This is a genomic window from Salinicola tamaricis (assembly GCF_003006155.1).
Classification (GTDB): domain Bacteria; phylum Pseudomonadota; class Gammaproteobacteria; order Pseudomonadales; family Halomonadaceae; genus Salinicola; species Salinicola tamaricis.
In genome coordinates this window covers 3,902,187-3,919,515 of record NZ_CP023559.1, presented here as the reverse complement: position 1 = coordinate 3,919,515, position 17,329 = coordinate 3,902,187, and the positions used below count along the sequence as shown (strand labels likewise).

At 66.8% G+C, this 17,329-nt stretch carries 13 protein-coding genes and 6 pseudogenes; 17 read left to right on the top strand and 2 right to left on the bottom strand.

Translation table 11 applies throughout. The features are described from left to right. Window positions 1-116 precede the first annotated feature (116 nt). A pseudogene (locus CN538_RS18075) lies at window positions 117-715 on the bottom strand (Maf family protein). A gap of 461 nt (window positions 716-1,176) precedes the next feature. Between CN538_RS18075 and CN538_RS18070 the strand changes: the two are divergent. The 17 genes and pseudogenes from CN538_RS18070 (at window position 1,177) to CN538_RS17995 (ending at window position 15,333) form a co-directional block, all read left to right on the top strand. After that, window positions 1,177-1,707 (top strand): YceD family protein, encoded by a 531-nt coding sequence (locus tag CN538_RS18070; protein WP_106420327.1) that lies wholly within the window; start codon window positions 1,177-1,179, stop codon window positions 1,705-1,707. A 32-nt stretch (window positions 1,708-1,739) separates the two neighbouring features. Next, window positions 1,740-1,910: a 50S ribosomal protein L32 gene (gene rpmF / locus CN538_RS18065; protein ID WP_106420326.1), complete on the top strand. Its 171-nt coding sequence runs from the start codon at window positions 1,740-1,742 to the stop codon at window positions 1,908-1,910. 88 nt (window positions 1,911-1,998) lie between these two features. After that, a pseudogene (locus CN538_RS18060) lies at window positions 1,999-2,865 on the top strand (phosphate acyltransferase); the annotation flags it as partial. 186 nt (window positions 2,866-3,051) lie between these two features. Continuing rightward, a pseudogene (gene fabD / locus CN538_RS18055) lies at window positions 3,052-4,013 on the top strand (ACP S-malonyltransferase). Between the two features lie 8 nt (window positions 4,014-4,021). After that, a pseudogene (gene fabG / locus CN538_RS18050) lies at window positions 4,022-4,763 on the top strand (3-oxoacyl-ACP reductase FabG). Window positions 4,764-4,858: 95 nt separating this feature from the next. Then, window positions 4,859-5,092, top strand: coding sequence for an acyl carrier protein (gene acpP / locus CN538_RS18045; protein WP_035474582.1), 234 nt, complete (start codon window positions 4,859-4,861; stop codon window positions 5,090-5,092). Window positions 5,093-5,407: 315 nt separating this feature from the next. Then, a complete protein-coding gene (gene fabF, locus CN538_RS18040) occupies window positions 5,408-6,646 on the top strand; it encodes a beta-ketoacyl-ACP synthase II (protein ID WP_106420325.1) in 1,239 nt (412 codons plus the stop codon). Between the two features lie 7 nt (window positions 6,647-6,653). Then, entirely contained in the window at window positions 6,654-7,682 is a 1,029-nt protein-coding gene (gene pabC, locus CN538_RS18035; RefSeq protein ID WP_340638180.1) for an aminodeoxychorismate lyase, read from the top strand. Then, on the top strand, window positions 7,588-8,562 hold the full coding sequence (mltG, locus tag CN538_RS18030; protein ID WP_340638357.1) for an endolytic transglycosylase MltG: 975 nt from the start codon (window positions 7,588-7,590) through the stop codon (window positions 8,560-8,562). The genes pabC and mltG overlap by 95 nt, the downstream gene beginning before the upstream one ends. A gap of 74 nt (window positions 8,563-8,636) precedes the next feature. Further along, window positions 8,637-9,293 (top strand): dTMP kinase, encoded by a 657-nt coding sequence (tmk, locus tag CN538_RS18025; protein ID WP_106420323.1) that lies wholly within the window; start codon window positions 8,637-8,639, stop codon window positions 9,291-9,293. Beyond that, the gene (locus CN538_RS18020) at window positions 9,290-10,297 is read left to right on the top strand and encodes a DNA polymerase III subunit delta' (protein ID WP_207233552.1); all 1,008 of its coding nucleotides are present in this window, start codon (window positions 9,290-9,292) and stop codon (window positions 10,295-10,297) included. The genes tmk and CN538_RS18020 overlap by 4 nt, the downstream gene beginning before the upstream one ends. 90 nt (window positions 10,298-10,387) lie before the next feature. Continuing rightward, window positions 10,388-10,723, top strand: coding sequence for a PilZ domain-containing protein (locus CN538_RS18015; protein WP_106420322.1), 336 nt, complete (start codon window positions 10,388-10,390; stop codon window positions 10,721-10,723). Window positions 10,724-10,819: 96 nt separating this feature from the next. After that, entirely contained in the window at window positions 10,820-11,629 is an 810-nt protein-coding gene (locus CN538_RS18010) for a TatD family hydrolase (RefSeq protein ID WP_106420321.1), read from the top strand. A 51-nt stretch (window positions 11,630-11,680) separates the two neighbouring features. Further along, window positions 11,681-12,214, top strand: a complete 534-nt coding sequence (locus CN538_RS18005; protein WP_106420320.1) for a DUF1285 domain-containing protein — start codon at window positions 11,681-11,683, stop codon at window positions 12,212-12,214. Continuing rightward, a pseudogene (locus tag CN538_RS18000) lies at window positions 12,211-14,441 on the top strand (ATP-dependent helicase). The gene CN538_RS18005 and the pseudogene CN538_RS18000 overlap by 4 nt, the downstream one beginning before the upstream one ends. A gap of 65 nt (window positions 14,442-14,506) precedes the next feature. After that, window positions 14,507-14,740, top strand: coding sequence for a rhodanese-like domain-containing protein (locus CN538_RS23595; RefSeq protein WP_242495363.1), 234 nt, complete (start codon window positions 14,507-14,509; stop codon window positions 14,738-14,740). 20 nt (window positions 14,741-14,760) lie between these two features. Next, window positions 14,761-15,333 carry a sulfurtransferase gene (locus tag CN538_RS17995; RefSeq protein WP_242495361.1) on the top strand — a complete coding sequence of 191 codons (573 nt, stop codon included), beginning with the start codon at window positions 14,761-14,763 and terminating at the stop codon, window positions 15,331-15,333. 81 nt (window positions 15,334-15,414) lie between these two features. Here CN538_RS17995 and CN538_RS17990 read toward each other — a convergent pair. Further along, window positions 15,415-17,068: pseudogene (locus CN538_RS17990) on the bottom strand (electron transfer flavoprotein-ubiquinone oxidoreductase). Window positions 17,069-17,329 lie beyond the last annotated feature (261 nt).

Here is a 17,329-nt window from a genome sequence, read left to right as displayed (position 1 = left end):
GTCAGCCTGGAGGACTACACCCCGGCGCTCGATCCCTGGTCGCTGTTCTCCAACAAGCTGACTCAGGCAGCGGCGCACTGGCTGGGCATCAGCGGGGCGGTCTCGCCGGTGCGCTATCAGCTGCCCTGAGGTGTCTCTGCCAGCGGGTCCATGCCGGCTTCGCGCAGCAGCTCGCACAGGCGCATCAGCGGTAGCCCGATCAGGGTATTGGGGTCGCTGCCTTCGAAACGCTCGAACAGGGCGACACCCAGCCCTTCCATGCGGAAGCTGCCGGCACTGTCGAAGGGGCGCTCGCGGCTGACGTAGGTTTCGATCTCGGCGTCGCTGAGCTGTCGAAAATGCACGTCGTAGGTGTCGTGGGTGACCCAGTGGCGGCCACTGGCGGTATCGACCAAGGCGAGGCCGGTCATAAAGCGCACGCGCTGCCCCGAAAAGCGGCGCAGGTTGGCACAGGCGGTGGCGTGATCGCCGGCTTGCCCAGAATGTCATCCTCGAATAGCGCCAACTGGTCGGAGCCGACGATCAAATGCGCGGGAAACTGCGCCGCGACGGCCTGCGCCTTGCCGAGCGCCAGGCGGTGCGCCAGCGCCGTCGGTGTCTCATTCTCGTGGTGGCTCTCATCGATATCGGGTGCAGCCCAGGTGAAGGGGAGGGCCAGGCGCTCCAGTAGCTGGCGGCGGTAGGGGGAGCTGGAGGCGAGTACCAGTCGCGGCATGGGCTTTCCTTACTCAATGGTTGTCGTGGCGGTGGAATGAGGCTGCTGGACCGCGGCATCCTGGCGGTGAATGACACGACGGTCCTCGCTTCTCGAGGGGCAGCAAGATGGGGAAGCGATTGTCAGCAAGGTGGTTTGGTCAGTCACTATTACTCATTCATTATTACTCAATCATTAGGGCCAGTTTGTTTTAACTGCGAACGTTTCACGCCTGGCAGGAGCTCGCCAGTGACTCGCTGCTTTGCCTATTTGCCGACGACTCGCGCATGGCAGTAGAAAACGAGTGCGCGAACGCTGGCCACTGTCAGGCTATCATGCCGCTCCTGGCGGGACGCGTAGGTGCTGTCGGCGCTCTTCGTGTCGTCACCTTGCGGCGTCTGCATATCTCCAGCGATCTCTCCAGCATAGTCGCGACCAAGTGCTTTGACAGAGACAGGTCGAATCCCTATTATGGCGCGCCTATGTTGACCAGACGAATCCCCGCGACCGTCGAGCCGTATCGCCTCGCGGCCAACCATGAGCTACTCGAGGGCACTGTCGACCTCGAGTCGCTGTCGCGCCTAGCCGCCGAGATCGGTTCGCAGAGCGGGCAGGCTCAGGTGTCGCTGCAGTTCGGGCGCGATGCCCAGCGCCGTCACCTGATCGAAGGCGAGCTGTCGGCGCAGCTACAGATACCGTGCCGACGCTGCCTGCAGCCGATGAGCGTGCCGGTGTCGAGCCGTTTCCAGCTCGCCGTGGTGAGTAGTGACGCGCTGGCTTCCGAGGTGCCGAGTGAGTACGAGCCAGTACTGGTCGACAACGAACATCTCGACCTGCTTGAGGCGATCGAAGACGAGCTGCTGCTGAGTCTTCCTCAGGTGGTCTATCACGAAGAGGCGGAGTGTGCCGTCTCGCGTGATCAGATGCAGAGCGGAGAGAGCGCCGACGAACAGGTGCCCGCTCGAGCCGATAGCCCCTTCGATGTCTTGAAGACGTTGAAGGGAAAACTCTAAAACCGAATGACACTGACGTTGGAGTCATCATCATGGCCGTTCAACAGAACCGCAAGACCCGTTCCAAGCGTGGCATGCGCCGCGCACACGATGCGCTGAGCAGCCCGGCCCTGTCCCAGGACAAGGAAACCGGCACCACGCATCGTCGTCACCACGTCGCCCCGGACGGCTACTACCGTGGTCGCAAGGTCATCGACGTTTAATCACGGCGACTGACGCTGACGCGCGGGCAATGCGCATCGCCATCGATGCCATGGGCGGGGACTTCGGTCCCCGCGCTACTGTCGGGGGATACTGCTGGCGCTCCAGCGCCATCCGACCCTCGAGCCGACGCTTTTCGGCCCGCGGGCCGAGCTGCAGAGGCTGCTTGCGCAGCTGGGGGCCTCGCGTGAGGCGCGCGGACGTATCGCGCTGAGTGATGCTCCCAGGGTGGTTACTCAGGCGATGGCACCGATGGATGTGCTCGACAATCCGGGCGCGACCAGTTTGCACAGCATGCTGCAGGCGGTGGCCCGAGGCGAGATGCAAGCCGGTGTCAGCTGTGGCAATACCGGTGCGCTGATGGCGCTGGCGCGGCGTGAACTCGGTAGCGTGCCGGGGATTTCGCGGCCTGCCATCAGTACCGCCGTGCCCACGCGTCATGCCGGCCGCTGCTATCTTCTCGATCTCGGCGCCAGTGTCGAGGTGCACGCCAGGCACTTGGTCGACTTCGCCCACATGGGTGCTCTGATGTGCCGTGCCGTCGATGACGTCGCGCGCCCGCGGGTGGCGCTGCTCAACGTCGGTGTCGAGGCGGGCAAGGGTGTGGCCCGGGTGCGCGAGGCCGACGCCGAGTTGCGCGGGCGCGACACCGATACCTTTGACTATATCGGCTATCTGGAGGGAGATGGCATCTTCTCCGGCGCGGCCGATGTGGTGGTGTGTGATGGCTTCGTCGGCAACGCAGTGCTCAAGGCCAGCGAAGGGGTCGCCCAGATGCTGCTCAAGCGTCTGCAGGAGACCTTCGAGTCTCACTGGAGCACGCGTCTGGTCAGCGCGCTGGCACGCCCGGCGCTGATGCGCTTCAAGGCGCAGCTGGACCCGGTGCGCCACAACGGTGCCAGCCTGCTGGGGCTCAATCAGATCGTGGTCAAGAGCCACGGCAACGCCAATGATCGCGCCTTCGCCTTCGCTATCGATCGCGCCGTGCGCGAAATTGCGGTGGGGTTGCCGGAGCATCTGCGTGGGGCCTGGTCGGCAGTGGCGGCGACATCTGCTATCTCGTCGGTCGACGATGTCGGTCGAGTGGATAGCGGGTCTCGTGATACGACGGGAACCGACGATTCATCACTTCAGGGGAGCGCGATGACGCAATCACTGGCTCTGGTCTTTCCCGGGCAGGGCTCTCAGCAGCAAGGAATGCTGCGGGAATTGGCCGAACGCTACAGCGTGGTTCGCACCACGTTCGACGAGGCTTCCGAAGCGCTGGGTTACGACCTGTGGCATGTCGTTCAGGAAGGCCCCGAGGAGAAGCTCAACGCCACTGCTTGCACCCAGCCCGCGCTGCTGGCGTCGAGCGTCGCCGTGTGGCGGGTATGGCAGGAGCTCGAAGGACCGCGTCCGAGCATGATGGCCGGGCATAGCCTAGGCGAGTACAGTGCCATGGTGTGTGCTGGTGCGCTGGGCTTCGCCGAAGGTATCCGTCTGGTGCGGCTGCGCGGTGAAGCGATGCAGGAGGCGGTGCCGGCAGGCGTGGGTGCCATGGCAGCGGTCCTGGGGCTCGACGATACTGCGGTTGAGCAGGCCTGTCGTGAGGCTGCCGGCGACGAGGTGGTGGCTGCGGTCAACTACAATTCGCCGGGTCGGTGGTCATCGCCGGACATCAGGGGGCGGTGGATCGTGCCATCGCGCTGTGCCAGGAGGCGGGTGCCAAGCGTGCGCTGCCGCTGCCGGTATCGGTACCCTCGCACTGTGCGCTGATGAAGCCCGCCGCGGCGCGAGTCGAGGCGGCGATTGCTGAGCTCGACATCAAGCTGCCGCGCTACGCCGTCTACCAGAACGTCAATGCCGAAGTGCCGGCGACGGTGGAGGCGCTGCGCCAGCGCTTGGTCGAGCAGCTGTACCGCCCGGTGCGCTGGACGGACTGCGTCAACGCCATGTTCGAGGCCGGCTCCGGTGTCTTCATCGAGTGTGGCCCGGGTAAGGTCCTGACCGGACTCAACAAGCGCATTCAGCGTCAGATCAAGGGGTTGGCCGTCAACGACCCCGACACGCTGTCCTCCGCCCTCGAGCTGGCGCGCGAGGCGTTGGACGTTCAAGAGCCTTAAAGGATGACATCATGACCGAACGTAGAGTCGCGTTGGTGACCGGTGCCAGTCGGGGTATCGGTCGCGCCGTGGCCCGCGAACTGGGGCGTCAGGGGCGCATCGTGATCGCCACCGCCACCAGTGAGAGGGGGGGCGCGGATCGACGAGGATCTCAAGGCCCACGATATCGAGGGGCTGGGTCTGGCGCTCGACGTCACTGATCAGGCCAGTGTCGAGGCCATCTTCAAGCGCATCACCGAGACCTATGCTGCACCCACCATCGTTGTCAACAATGCCGGCATCACGCGCGACAACCTGCTGATGCGGATGAAGGAAGACGAGTGGGACGCGGTGCTCGATACCAACCTGAAGTCGGTCTATCGTGTGTGCAAGACGAGTCTCAAGGGGATGACTCGGGCGCGTTTCGGCCGTATCGTCAACGTGAGCTCGGTGGTGGCGATGATGGGCAACCTGGGGCAGGCCAACTACGCTGCCGCCAAGGCGGGCCTGGAAGGCTTTACCCGTGCGTTGGCGCGTGAAGTCGCCTCGCGCGCCATCACCGTCAATGCGGTGGCGCCCGGTTTCATCGACACCGACATGACTCAGGCGCTGCCGGAGGCCCAGCGCGACGCGCTGCTGGGTCAGATCCCGCTGGCGCGCCTGGGTCAGCCTGAAGAGATCGCCGCCGCCATCGGCTTTCTGACCAGCGATGCGGCCGGTTATATCACCGGTGAAACGCTGCAGGTCAATGGCGGTATGAACATGCGGTAATCCCTCCGCGACGCGGGTTGCGTCGTTTGGGGGTGGTCTATAAACTAGCCGCAGCTTTTAGCTGGCGGATTCGTACCATTAGGAGTAACGACATAATGAGCACCATCGAAGAGCGCGTTAAGAAGGTTGTTGCCGAACGCCTGAACGTCAAGGAAGAGGACATTCAAAACTCCTCCTCCTTCACCGAAGACCTCGGCGCGGATTCGCTGGATACCGTCGAACTGGTGATGGCGCTCGAAGAGGAATTCGACACCGAAATTCCCGACGAAGAAGCAGAAAAGATCACGACCGTGCAGGAAGCGATCGACTACATCAACGCCCACCAGTAAGGCGCTTACCTCCATCATTCGATGGAGCCAGGCTGCCGGCTGATCGGCCGATGTTATGAAAGCCGCTCTCGATGAGAGCGGCTTTCTGCGTTTGCGGGGTCACCTGTATGCCATTCTCGCTGTGTTAATCTGGGCGGCAATGTGTCCGTGGGCGTAAGCGAATGGCGCCGACAGCCTGCCTTCCGCGGCCAGCGGGTCGCCCATCGGCGACGGGGATCGGGTATAATTCGCGCGTTTCGGTGTGCGGGCCGGCGGCGGGACTTGGATGGGCCGCCGCCATGGCTCGTGGCAATGACGGAGTTCGGAGGAGATTCGATGCCGCGTAGAAGAGTGGTAGTGACCGGCCTGGGTCTGGTGACCCCGGTCGGCAACACGGTCGAGGAGAGTTGGCAGCAACTCTTGTCAGGGAAGAGTGGCATCGCGCCGATCGAGCATTTCGACACGGCAGGTTTCAATACGCGTTTCGGCGGGGCGGTCAAGAACTTCGACATCGGCGAGTACTTGAACCCCAAGGAAGCACGCAAGATGGACCTGTTCATCCAGTACGGCGTGGCTGCCGCCACTCAGGCCATGCGCGACTCCGGCATCGCCTGCACCGAGGAGAACGCCCACCGTATCGGCGTGGCGATCGGCTCCGGGATCGGCGGGCTGCCGATGATCGAGCGCAACCACGATGCGCTCAACAAGGGCGGCCCGCGCCGAGTCTCCCCGTTCTTCGTGCCTGGCTCGATCATCAACATGATCTCTGGGAGTCTGGCGATCCAGCACGGCTTCAAGGGTCCCAACATCGCGATCACCACCGCCTGTACTACCGGCACCCACAATATCGGCTACAGTGCGCGCACCATCGCTTATGGCGATGCCGATGTGATGTTCTGCGGCGGTGCCGAGATGGCCACCACGCCGCTGGGACTGGGCGGCTTTTCGGCGGCACGCGCGCTGTCGACGCGCAATGACGATCCGCAGGCGGCGAGCCGCCCGTGGGACCGCGATCGCGACGGCTTCGTGCTCTCCGACGGCGCGGGGGTCATGGTGCTCGAGGAGTACGAGCACGCCAAGCGTCGCGGTGCCACCATCTACGCCGAGCTGACCGGTTTCGGCATGAGCGATGACGCCTTCCACATGACGTCGCCGCCGGAAGATGGCAGCGGTGCTGCGGCCTCGATGCAGAATGCGATCAACGATGCCGCTATCGACCCCTCTGCGGTCCATTACATCAATGCCCACGGGACCTCGACTTCGGCGGGCGACGTCGCCGAAAGCCGCGCCGTGGAGCGGGTGATGGGAGAGGCAGCGAACAAGGTCGCGGTGAGCTCGACCAAATCGATGATCGGCCACCTGCTGGGCGCCGCCGGGGCAGTGGAGGCGATCTTCTGCGTGCTGGCGATCCGCGATCAGGTCGCGCCGCCGACGATCAATCTCGATAACCCCGACGCGGGCTGTGTACTCGACTACGTGCCGCACACCGCGCGCGAGATGAAGATCGATACCACGCTCTCCAACTCGTTCGGTTTCGGTGGCACTAACGGCTCGCTGATCTTCACGCGGGTGTGACGAGCGCATGCGGGATCTGATGCTAACCCTGGACGACCGCGGCTTTGCCTACGGTGATGGGTTGTTCGAGACCGTGCTGGTACGCGACGGCCGGGCGCTGCTGTGGGAGGCACATCTAGCGCGGCTTGCCGAGGGGTGCGCGCGCCTGGGCCTGCCGGCACCGCCACGGGCGCGGCTCGATCCACTGCCGGCGGCGTGTGGTGCCGGGCTCCAGGTGCTCAAGCTGGTGGTCACCCGCGGCAGCGGCGGGCGTGGTTACCGTCCGCCGCTCGAGCCGGAGCCGCGCTGGGGCTTTAGCGCGACCGCGTTCGACCCGGCGCCTCAGCGCTGGTTTGCGGGGGTCGAGGTGCGGCTGTGCGAACTGCGTCTGGGGCGGCAGCCGCGCCTGGCCGGGCTCAAGCATCTGGCTCGGCTGGAGAATGTGCTGGCGCGTCAGGAGTGGGATGACGACACCATTGCCGAGGGGCTGATGTGCGATAGCGAGGGCTATCTGGTCGAAGCGACGGCGATGAACCTGGTGTGGTTGCACGAGGGGCGCCTGGAAACCCCGCTGCTCGACCAGGCCGGGGTCGCCGGCACGCTGCTGGCGGCGCTCGACGCCGAGACCCCGCTGCAGCGAGTGCGGGCCGAGCCTCAGCGGCTACAGCAGGCCGAGGCCGCCTGGGTCTGCAACAGCGTCCAGGGGGTGTGGCCGATCCGCGTGCTGCGTGACACCGAGGGCGCGGTGCTGCGGCGCTGGGAGGTCGCGGCCGACGATCTTTTGCGCCGTCTGGCGCACCCGCTGCTCGGCTATCCGTGGGTTCCGACACCTGAACAGGCGGCGCGCGGCAGCGCCCTGACATCCGCGTCGCCCGGGCATCCGGGTGGCGGCAGTAAGGTTCCGGGGAAACCGGGCCATTTAAGGAAGTGGCATGCGTCTTCTCAAGATTTTCGTGGTGCTGATGGTATTGGCGGCGTTGACCGCCTTTGCCGGCTATCGCTACTGGCAGTCGCAGCTCGATGGGCCCATCGCCCTCGACAGTGCGACCGTCTATGAAGTGCCGCGCGGTGCGGCGTTCTCGCAGGTGGTCGACGATCTCGCCGAGCGTGGCATCATCGCCGCAGCCTGGCCCTACCGGGTGCTGGCACGGGTGGAGCCGCGCGCGATGCAGGGGCTGCGCGCTGGCGAGTTCCAGCTCGAGCCGGACATGAGCGGCCGCCAGCTGATCGCCAAGCTCTCCAGCGATCAGGTGGTCACCTACCGGGTGACGATCCCTGAGGGCTGGACCTTTCGGCAGATGCGCCAGCTACTGAACGGCGCCGAGAAACTCGATCACCGCACCGCCGAGATGAGCGATACCGAGATCATGCGCGCCCTGGGGCATCCGGACGAGCACCCGGAAGGGCGTTTCTTCCCCGATACCTATCGCTACCACAAGGGCGTGACCGATCTCGAAGTGCTGAAGCGCGCCTATGCACGCATGCACAAGACCCTCGACGAGGTCTGGGCTTCCCGTGACGACGGGTTGCCCCTCGACGGCCCCTACCAGGCGCTGATTCTGGCCTCGCTGATCGAGCGCGAGACCGGTGTACCCTCTGAGCGTCGTGAGATCGCCGGCGTCTTCGTGCGACGGCTGGAGAAAGGCATGCGCCTGCAGACCGACCCGACCGTGATCTACGGCATGGGCGACAGCTATGTCGGCAATATCACCCGCGCCGACCTGCAGCGCCAGAACGCCTACAACACCTATGTGATCGACGGCTTGCCGCCGACGCCGATCGCCATGCCCGGGCTGGCCTCGCTGGAGGCGGCGGTGCATCCGGCGCCCGGTGATGCGCTCTACTTCGTGGCCAAGGGCGACGGCTCGCACCAGTTCTCGCGCACGCTCAGCGAACACAATGCCGCGGTCAGGCGCTATATCCTGAACCGCGACTGATGGCACGACTCGGCCACCCGCCGTCTGCGGGGGCAGGCTCTTTCTTCAGTACGAGATCAGCACGAGACGACCGCATGAGCGCACAAGCACAGCAGCACGCCCGCGGGCGCTTCATCACGCTCGAGGGCGGGGAGGGCGTCGGCAAGACGACCAACGTCGGCGTGGTCTGCGATTGGCTCACCCGCCAGGGTATCGAGGTGGTGCGCACACGCGAGCCTGGCGGCACCTCGGGCGCCGAGGCGATTCGCGAGCTGCTGCTCGATCCCGAGCGCGACGAACCCTGGGACGAAAGCGCCGAGCTGCTGCTGGTGTTCGCTGCCCGCGCCCAGCATCTGGCGCGGCGTATCCGCCCGGCGCTGGCACGTGGCGCCTGGGTGGTGTGCGACCGCTTCACCGACGCCACGTTCGCCTATCAGGGCGGCGGGCGCGGCCTCGACCCAGCGCGTATCGCGACCCTCGAGGCGCTGGTGCAGCAGGGGCTCGAACCCGATCTGACGCTGCTGCTCGACGTGCCGCTGGAGATCGCAGCGCAACGTGTCAGTGGCCGCGGCGGCGAGCGTGACCGCTTCGAGCGCGAGCAGGAGAGCTTCTTTGAGGCGGTGCGCGATACCTATCTCGCCCGCGCCCAGGCGCAGCCGCGCTTCGCGGTGATCGACGCCACGCCACCGCTGCCTCAGGTACGCGTCGCCATCGAGCAGTGCCTCGCCTCGCGGGTGGCGTCATGGCTATGAATGCCGCTCCCGCGGCGGCGCGAGTCGCCGAGCCCATGCCCTGGCAGCGCGAGCGCTGGCAGCGGCTGATCCAGCTCCAGGATAGCGGGCGCCTGCCCCACGCGCTGTTGATCTCGGGCCCCCACGGGATCGGCAAGCAGCCGTTGGTGGAGGCGCTGATCGCGCGTACCCTGTGTCGCAACCCCGGCGAGGTCGCCTGCGGTGAGTGCCACGGCTGCCGCATGCTGGCGGCCGGCTACCATCCCGATCTGATCAGCGTCGCGCCGGTGGAGAAGTCGCGTCAGATTCGTATCGATGCCATCCGCCAGGTCAATGGTTTTGTGTCCCAGACGGCGCAGCAGGGCGGCTACCGGGTGATCCGTATCGAACCGGCGGAAGCGATGAACGTGGCCGCTTCCAACGCGCTGCTCAAGAGTCTCGAGGAGCCGGGCCAGCGCACGCTGTTCGTGTTGGTGTCGGATATCGCCTCGCGGCTGCTGCCGACCATTCGCTCACGCTGCCAGCACTGGAACCTGGCCACGCCGCCGGCCGCCGAGGCCGAGCGCTGGTTGAGCGAGCGTCTTGGCGATGCCGAAGAGGCCAGGTTCTGGCTGCGGGTCGCTGGCGGGCTACCGCTGCTCGCCGAGGAGCTGGCCGGTGCCGAGGCGCGCCAGCTGCGCCAGGAACTGCGTGAGCTGTTCGACGCGCTGGTGCGTGGCGGCGAGCCGGTGGGAGAGGCAGCGCGACTCGATGCCCAGTCGCTCGATCGCGTACTCTGGTATGGCATCGCCTGGCTCGAGGATCTGATTCGTCTGGGCCTCTCCGGCGATAGCCGGCGGGTGCGCAATAGCGATCTACTGCCGCTCTACCGCCAGGCGGTCAAGAATGCCCGAGTACGGGACTGGTTTCGGTTGCTGGACTACGCCCGCGAGCAGCGTCGGTTGCTGGCGGCGGGGGGCAACCCCAACCCGCAGCTGGTGATGGAGGCGTGGCTGATTCGCTGGTCGGCGCTGCTGAGATCTTGAGACTTCGCGGCCGAGAAGCGCTATGCGATCGTCCAGGCGCAGCTTCTACGTCATCGACGAGTTTTTTTCACTATCTCACCGAGGGCTGTCATGAGTTCACACAAGGCACTGTCGCTGACGATCCGCGACGACGATACCCTGCACAGTGCCTACCTGGCGTGGCTGGCTCGTGGGGGGCTGTTCGTGCCCACCGAGCGACACTACAGCCTGGGCCAGCGGGTCTATCTGCTGATCACGCTGCCCGACGCCCATGACCGCCTGCCGGTGGAGGGCGAGGTAGTGTGGCTGACACCTCCCGGTACCGCCGACCGGGTCGCGGGTATCGGCGTGCACTTCGGCGCCGACGGCCAGGCGCTACGCGAACGCATCGAGGCGCGGCTCGAGGCGCATCCGTTGCCGTCGGCACTGACGCGCCATACGCTTTGAGCCAGGCTGGCCTCTCTTGGGATTGAATACTCAACGCCGGCGTGGGCGCAGCGGTCGCGTCGACCCTCTCATCACCCCCGTTTTCTGGATATCGTCATGTTCGTAGACTCCCACTGCCATCTCGATCGCCTCGATCTGACGCCCTATGGCGGCGATCTCGGCGCCGCCCTCGACGCGGCGCGGGCGCGGGGCGTGCAGCGCTTCCTGGCCATCGCCACCACGCTGGAAAGTGCGCCGGCGCTGGCTGCAATGACGCGGGAGCATGCCGATGTCGATATCGCACTCGGCCTGCATCCGCTGCAGTCGGTGGCGCAGGAGCCCGACGCCGAGGCCATCGCCGAGTGCGCCGAACGCTACGCGGCGGTAGCCATCGGCGAGACCGGACTCGACTTCCACGTCGACAGTGTGCCGCACGCACTCCAACGCCAGCGTTTCGTCGCCCACCTGGAGGCGGCGCGGTCGCTGGAGCTGCCGGTGGTGGTGCACACCCGAGAAGCGCGCGAGGAGACGCTGGCGCTGATACGTGAGCATGGAGATCCGGCGGTGGGCGGTGTGCTGCACTGCTTCACCGAGGATCTCGACATGGCTCGCGAAGCGGTGCGCCTGGGCTACTACATCTCGCTCTCGGGCATTGTCACCTTCGCCAGCGCCGAGGCGCTGCGCGAGGTGGCCCGGCGGCTGCCGCTGGATCGCCTGCTGATCGAGACCGACAGCCCCTTCCTGGCCCCGGTGCCTTATCGCGGGCGTGCCAATGAACCCCAGTGGGTGGTGGAAGTCGCCGAGTGTATCGCCGAGGTGCGTGGCATCAGCGTCGACGAGGTGGCGATGCAGACCCGGGCCAATTTCTATCGGCTGTTTCCGGGCTGCCACCAGGAAGATGCGCAGCACACCAATCCCTTTGCGTGAGGCGTGAGCGCGTTCGTCTAGCCTCTTGCCACTCTCATCAGGAGCCACCCCATGCGTCTGGATTCGCTATTCCGCCAGCTCGACGCCCGCGGCGTGCCGCCACTCGACCAGTGGGATCCGGCGTTCTGCGGTGACATGGATCTGCTGATCACTGCCGGCGGTGAGTGGATCCACGAAGGCGCGCCGATCCGCCGCCCCGAGCTGGTACGCCTGCTCGCCAGCGTGCTGCGACGCGAGAGCGACGGCGACTACTATCTTGTGACCCCGGCCGAGAAGCTGCGAATCCGGGTCGAGGATCGCCCGCTGCTGGCGGTCGATGCCGAGGCCGATGCCGACGGCTGGTCTATCGCTCTGCAGTGGGGCGAGCGGCTGCGTCTGGGGGCGGCACATCGCCTGCAGCTGGCGCCGGATCCCCAGGGTGAGTGGCGGCCGGCGCTGCCGGTGCGCCACGGCCTCGAGGCGCGATTGCACCGCAATCTCTACTACCGGCTGGTCGAGGTCGCTGAGTGGTGCGGCCCCGAGCTGGGCCTCACCAGCGACGGGGTGTGGCAGCCCCTGGGCCGGCTGGCGGAGGGCGGGGCATGAGCGAGGGCAGTCATGCCGAGGCCATTCATGCCGAGGAGGCCCACGCGGGCCGCTCGGCGCTGACCCAAGAGCAGCGCGCCGTGGTCGGCCACGCCGGCGGCCACGCCCGAGTGGCGGCGGTGGCCGGTGCCGGCAAGACCACCACTCTGGTACGGCGGGTGTTGCATCTGCTCGCCAGCGGTGAGTCACCCCGGCGGCTGCTAGTGCTGATGTTCAACCGTGCGGCGCGTGACGACTTCCGCGACAAGCTGGCGCGGCAGGCGCCAGCGGGGGTGGCGCTGCCCGAGGTGAGAACCTTTCACTCGATTGGTCATCGCCTGACCCAGAGTCTCACCCGCTGGGGCTTTCTGCCGCCGCGGCAGCTGTTGCAGGCAGACTGGCAGCACGAGCGACTGTTGCGCCAGGCGGTGGCCCAGAGCCTCGCCCAGGCCGATGCCGACACCCAGGAGGGGGCGCTGGAGGCCGAGCGGGTGGAGGCCTTCGCCCAGTTCTGCGACCTGGTCAAGGCCGAGATGGCAGAGCCCGCGGCGCTGTTCGAGCGTCTCGACTACACCCCGGGCGAACGCCACTTCATCGAGGCCTTCGCCATCGCCGAGTCGCTGCTCGAGGCGGCCGGCAGCATCACCTATGCCGATCTGCTCTACCGTCCGCTGCGTTGTCTCGAGGCCGAGCCCGAGGCGCGGCGCCGGGTTCAGGGCTATCTCAACCACGTCATCGTCGACGAGTACCAGGACATCAACGAGTCGCAGCTGCGGCTGTTGAAATTACTCGCCGGGGAGCAGGCCCAGGTGATGGCGGTGGGCGATGCCAATCAGTGCATCTACGAGTGGCGTGGTGCCCGCGCCGATGCCATGCAGGCGCGTTTCGATGGCTTGTTCGGCGGCGCCAGCGACTACCCGCTCTCGTATACCTTCCGCCACGGCCACGCCTGGCGCTGGCAGCCAACCATGCGATTCGCGGCAACGCCCAGGGCAGCGATCAGCTGTGTCTGGCCGCGCCGGGCAATCCGCAGACACGGCTCGGCAGCGGCGTGGGTGCTGCGGCGCTGCTCGACGAACTGGGCCGCTGGCAGGCGGCCGGCCGTCGCCACGACGAGGCCTGCGTGCTGGTGCGCAGCTGGTCGCTGTCGGTCTCGGTACAGCTGCAGCTGCTGCGCGCGGGCATTCCGTTCCGCCTGGCCCAGGAGTCGCGCTTCGTCTTCCGCCTGCCGCTGGTTCAGGCCCTGGCCGGCTATCTCCAGCTGGCGCGGGAGCCACACCGCCTCCAGGACCCGGGACATCTGGGGCTTTTGTTCTCGCAGCCCACCACCTTCGTTGCCCAGGAGCGCGTGCGGCGGCTATGCGAGGCGCTAGCCGCGACCCAGCAGTGGCCGGGGCGGGAGGATCCGCTACTGGCAGGGCTCAAACCCGGCCAGCGGCGCCACCTCAAGCGCCGCTGGCAGCTGCTGTGCGAGCTGCCAAGGCTGGGCAACTGGCCGCCGGCGAAGCTTCTGGCCCATGTGATCGAGGCGATCGACGCCGAAAAGGTGCTGCGCCGCTCGGCATCAAGACGGGAAAAGGCGGACGACGACGTGCGCCTGCTCGACGTGCTGATCGAGCAGGCCGGCGAGCTGGCCAACGACCCCGACGCCTTCATCGAGCTGCTGCGCAATCCGGTAGAGAACCGCCCCGATGGCGTGCTGATCAGTACCGTGCATGGGGCCAAGGGGCTGGAGTGGCCGCTGGTCATGCTGTGGGGTCTCAACGAGGAGGATTTCCCTCACTTCAGCCGTGACAATCCGCTCTCGCCCCAACGCCTGGAGGAGGAGCGTCGGCTCTACTATGTCGCCATCACCCGGGCCCGTGAGCGACTGTTGCTGCTGCACGATGGCGGCGAACATCGCCCCAGCCGGTTTCTCGCCGAGAGCGCAGTGGCGGAGTGCGAGCGCGTCGGTCAGGCGCTGGCCAGCGAGAGTGAGGCGGTGTCAGCGTCAGCGAGCCGGCGCTGGTGGCGCGCTACTCGAGCGTGTCGGCTGCCAGTTGGCGCGACGCCTGTGCGCGAGATGGCCACTGTCGCGCCGGCAGCGGGCTGGCAGGTCGGTGAGCGGCTCCATCACGCCAATTTCGGCGCCGGTGAGGTGGTCTTGGTCGAGGGCGATCCTGCCGATCCGGTGATCGAGGTGCGCTTCGAGGGCGCCGGGCGGCGCCGGCTGATCGCCTCGCGGGCGCCCCTGGCGCGGATTGCCTGAGTCGACTCGACAGCGAGTGCGGCACGGCGCAGCATGGGTGACTCCCATGCCTGAGGCGTTGCGCCATGTCGGTACTGATCACTCCCGAAGCACTCGAAGCCCAGCTGCAGACCTCCCAGCCGCCACTGCTGCTCGATTGCCGTGCCTTTCGTCAGGACAGCGCCGAGGCTGCCGTGACCCTGCCCGGCAGCCGCCGCTTCGATCTCGAACGCGACATGTCGGCAGCATCCGGCGCCGGCGGCCGCCATCCATTGCCGTCACAGGCGGACTTCACGGCGACGCTTTGCGTCTCGGCGTGACGCCTGGGCGAGCCGTGGTGGTGTTCGACGATCAGGGTGGCCGGCTGGCAGCGGCGCGGGGCTGGTGGATGCTGGCGTGCTGGGCGGGGCACCCGGATGTGCGCGTGCTCGATGGCGGCATTCAGGTATGGCAGGCGGCGGCGGGGGAGACGGTACCCCTGGCGCCGAACGAGGTATCGCGTGAGGCGGCGGCCGGTGCCACGGCCTGGCAGCCCGACTATCATGACACGGCCTGGATCGGCCTGGAACGGCTGGCGGCTGAGGGCGGTCAGTTGATCGACGCCCGGGCTGCCTCGCGCTTCCGCGGCGAGGAGGAGCCCCTCGATCCGGTGGCCGGTCATATCCCCGGCGCCCTGTGTCACCCCTGCGCCGATAATCTTGCCGCCGATGGCCGCTTCCAGTCACCGGCAGCGCTGGCCGCGACCCTGCCCCAGGCAGAGTGGCTGACCGCCTACTGCGGCTCCGGGGTGACCGCGTGCCACAACATCCTCGCCTATGCGGTGGCCGGCCTGGCGCTGCCGCGGCTCTATGTCGGCTCCTGGAGCGAGTGGATCGAGGATGCCGGGCGGCCCGTGGCCACCGGCCCCGCCTAGGCAGGGCCGGCAAAACAGTGCGCTGGTCGGCGTTTTCGATCGAGCCTGGCGACTCCCGCTGCGGGCCTGGTCCGGCCCGCATCACATATTGGGGTAGTTGGGGCCGCCACCGCCCTCCGGCGCCACCCAGGTGATGTTCTGTGCCGGGTCCTTGATGTCGCAAGTCTTGCAGTGGATGCAGTTCTGGAAGTTGATCTGGAACCGCGGGCCGTCGCTCTCCTCGACCACCTCGTAGACCCCGACCGGGCAGTAGCGCTGTGCCGGCTCGGCGTATTCGGGCAAATTCTTCTCGATGGGAATGCTGGGATCCGTCAGGCGCAGATGGCAGGGCTGATCCTCGTCGTGATTGGTGTTGGAGAGGAACACCGAAGAGGGCTTGTCGAAGGAGAGCTTGCCATCCGGCTTGGGGTAGTCGATACGGGTGGCCTCGGCGGCGGGGGTGAGGCGGTAATCCGGTGTGGTGTCGTGCAGCGTGGGCAGCTTGCCGCCACCGAGTAGCTGGTCGACAAAATAGTAGGCGCCGCCACCGAGGGTACCGTAGCGATGGACCGCCGGGCCGAAACTGCGGCTGGCCTGCAGTTCCTGCCACGCCCAGCTCGACTCCCACGCCTGGGTGAAGGCGGTGAGCTCTCGGCCGCCGGCATCATCCTCGGCGAGCGCCTCGAACACGCTCTCGGCGGCGACCAGACCGGACTTCATCGCCGTGTGGATGCCTTTGATCTTGGCGAAGTTGAGCGTGCCGGCGTCGCAGCCGAGCAGCAGCGCCCCGGGCATGGTCATCTTGGGCAGGCAGTTGGCGCCGCCCTTGGCGATCGCCCGCGCGCCGTAGGCGACCCGCTTGCCACCCTCGAGGTAGCGCTTGAGCTGCGGGTGGTGCTTGAGACGCTGGAACTCGTCGAACGGCGACAGATAGGGGTTGCGATAGCTCAGGTCGACGATCAGCCCCACCATCACCTGGTTGTCGTCGCCATGGTAGAGGAACCAGCCGCCGTGACCGTCACCGCCGGCCGCCTTGTCGGTGAGCGGCCAGCCGGAGCCGTGCACCACCAGGCCCGGCTCGTGCTGCTCGGCGGGTACGTCCCACAGCTCCTTGAAGCCGATGGCATAGTGCTGCGGGTCGCGGCCGGCCGAGATCGAAGCGCTCGATCAGGCGCTTGCCGATATGCCCGCGGGCGCCTTCGCAGAACAGCGTGTACTTGGCGCGCAGTTCCATGCCCGGCATGTAGTTGGCGCCCTCGCTGCCGTCGGCGGCCACGCCCATGTCACCGGTGACGATGCCGCGCACGATGCCGTCTTCATCGATCAGCGCCTCCTGGGCGGCGAAACCGGGGAATATCTCCACTCCCAGGGCCTCCGCCTGCTCACCCAGCCAGCGGCACAGGTTGCCGGCGCTGATGATGTAGTTCTGGGTGCCATGGCCGACGTTGTGCAGGCTCTTGGGCACCAGCGCGCCGGGCAGCTTCTGTGCCTTTTCCGCGTCCTTGAGCAGATAGAGATCGTCACGCGTGACCGCGGTGTTCAAAGGCGCCCCGCGCTCGGCCCAGTCGGGGAAGAGTTCGGCCAGGGCGCGCGGCTCGAGCACGGCACCGGAGAGGATATGAGCGCCGACCTCGGAGCCTTTCTCGACCACGCACACGGAAAGTTCGCGCTCTGCCGCCTGGGCCTGCTGCATCAGCCGGCAGGCTGCCGCCAGTCCGCTCGGCCCCGCGCCGACGATGACTACATCGAAATCCATGGATTCGCGTTCCAAACCGATTCTCCTTGCTAGCGCTACGGTATTGTCGGCCCGGCCCTCGCGCCGGCCGCGGCCTGTTATGGGGCTTGTGCCCGCGCGTCTCGACGTTATGACGTCGCGCGCTTTGCTTATGCCAAGGCGTGGCTTCGGGCCGCGCTCGATAATGGGCTATCATCGCACTTTTACGCCGCCGTTGTCCCTGATCCGGCCGCGCCGCCGCGGGATGGGACCACTGGCGGATTGACCCCGGCCACGTTTGAC

What these genes read in the sequence shown, in the direction of transcription:
- CN538_RS18010 (WP_106420321.1), top strand. Translation starts at nt 10,820, where the DNA reads ATGTTCGTAGACTCCCACTGCCATCTCGATCGCCTCGATCTGACGCCC.
- CN538_RS18020 (WP_207233552.1), top strand. Translation starts at nt 9,290, where the DNA reads ATGAATGCCGCTCCCGCGGCGGCGCGAGTCGCCGAGCCCATGCCCTGG.
- acpP (WP_035474582.1), top strand. Translation starts at nt 4,859, where the DNA reads ATGAGCACCATCGAAGAGCGCGTTAAGAAGGTTGTTGCCGAACGCCTG.
- CN538_RS18015 (WP_106420322.1), top strand. Translation starts at nt 10,388, where the DNA reads ATGAGTTCACACAAGGCACTGTCGCTGACGATCCGCGACGACGATACC.
- CN538_RS18005 (WP_106420320.1), top strand. Translation starts at nt 11,681, where the DNA reads ATGCGTCTGGATTCGCTATTCCGCCAGCTCGACGCCCGCGGCGTGCCG.
- CN538_RS23595 (WP_242495363.1), top strand. Translation starts at nt 14,507, where the DNA reads ATGTCGGTACTGATCACTCCCGAAGCACTCGAAGCCCAGCTGCAGACC.
- pabC (WP_340638180.1), top strand. Translation starts at nt 6,654, where the DNA reads ATGCGGGATCTGATGCTAACCCTGGACGACCGCGGCTTTGCCTACGGT.
- tmk (WP_106420323.1), top strand. Translation starts at nt 8,637, where the DNA reads ATGAGCGCACAAGCACAGCAGCACGCCCGCGGGCGCTTCATCACGCTC.
- CN538_RS18070 (WP_106420327.1), top strand. Translation starts at nt 1,177, where the DNA reads ATGTTGACCAGACGAATCCCCGCGACCGTCGAGCCGTATCGCCTCGCG.
- rpmF (WP_106420326.1), top strand. Translation starts at nt 1,740, where the DNA reads ATGGCCGTTCAACAGAACCGCAAGACCCGTTCCAAGCGTGGCATGCGC.
- fabF (WP_106420325.1), top strand. Translation starts at nt 5,408, where the DNA reads ATGCCGCGTAGAAGAGTGGTAGTGACCGGCCTGGGTCTGGTGACCCCG.
- mltG (WP_340638357.1), top strand. Translation starts at nt 7,588, where the DNA reads ATGGTATTGGCGGCGTTGACCGCCTTTGCCGGCTATCGCTACTGGCAG.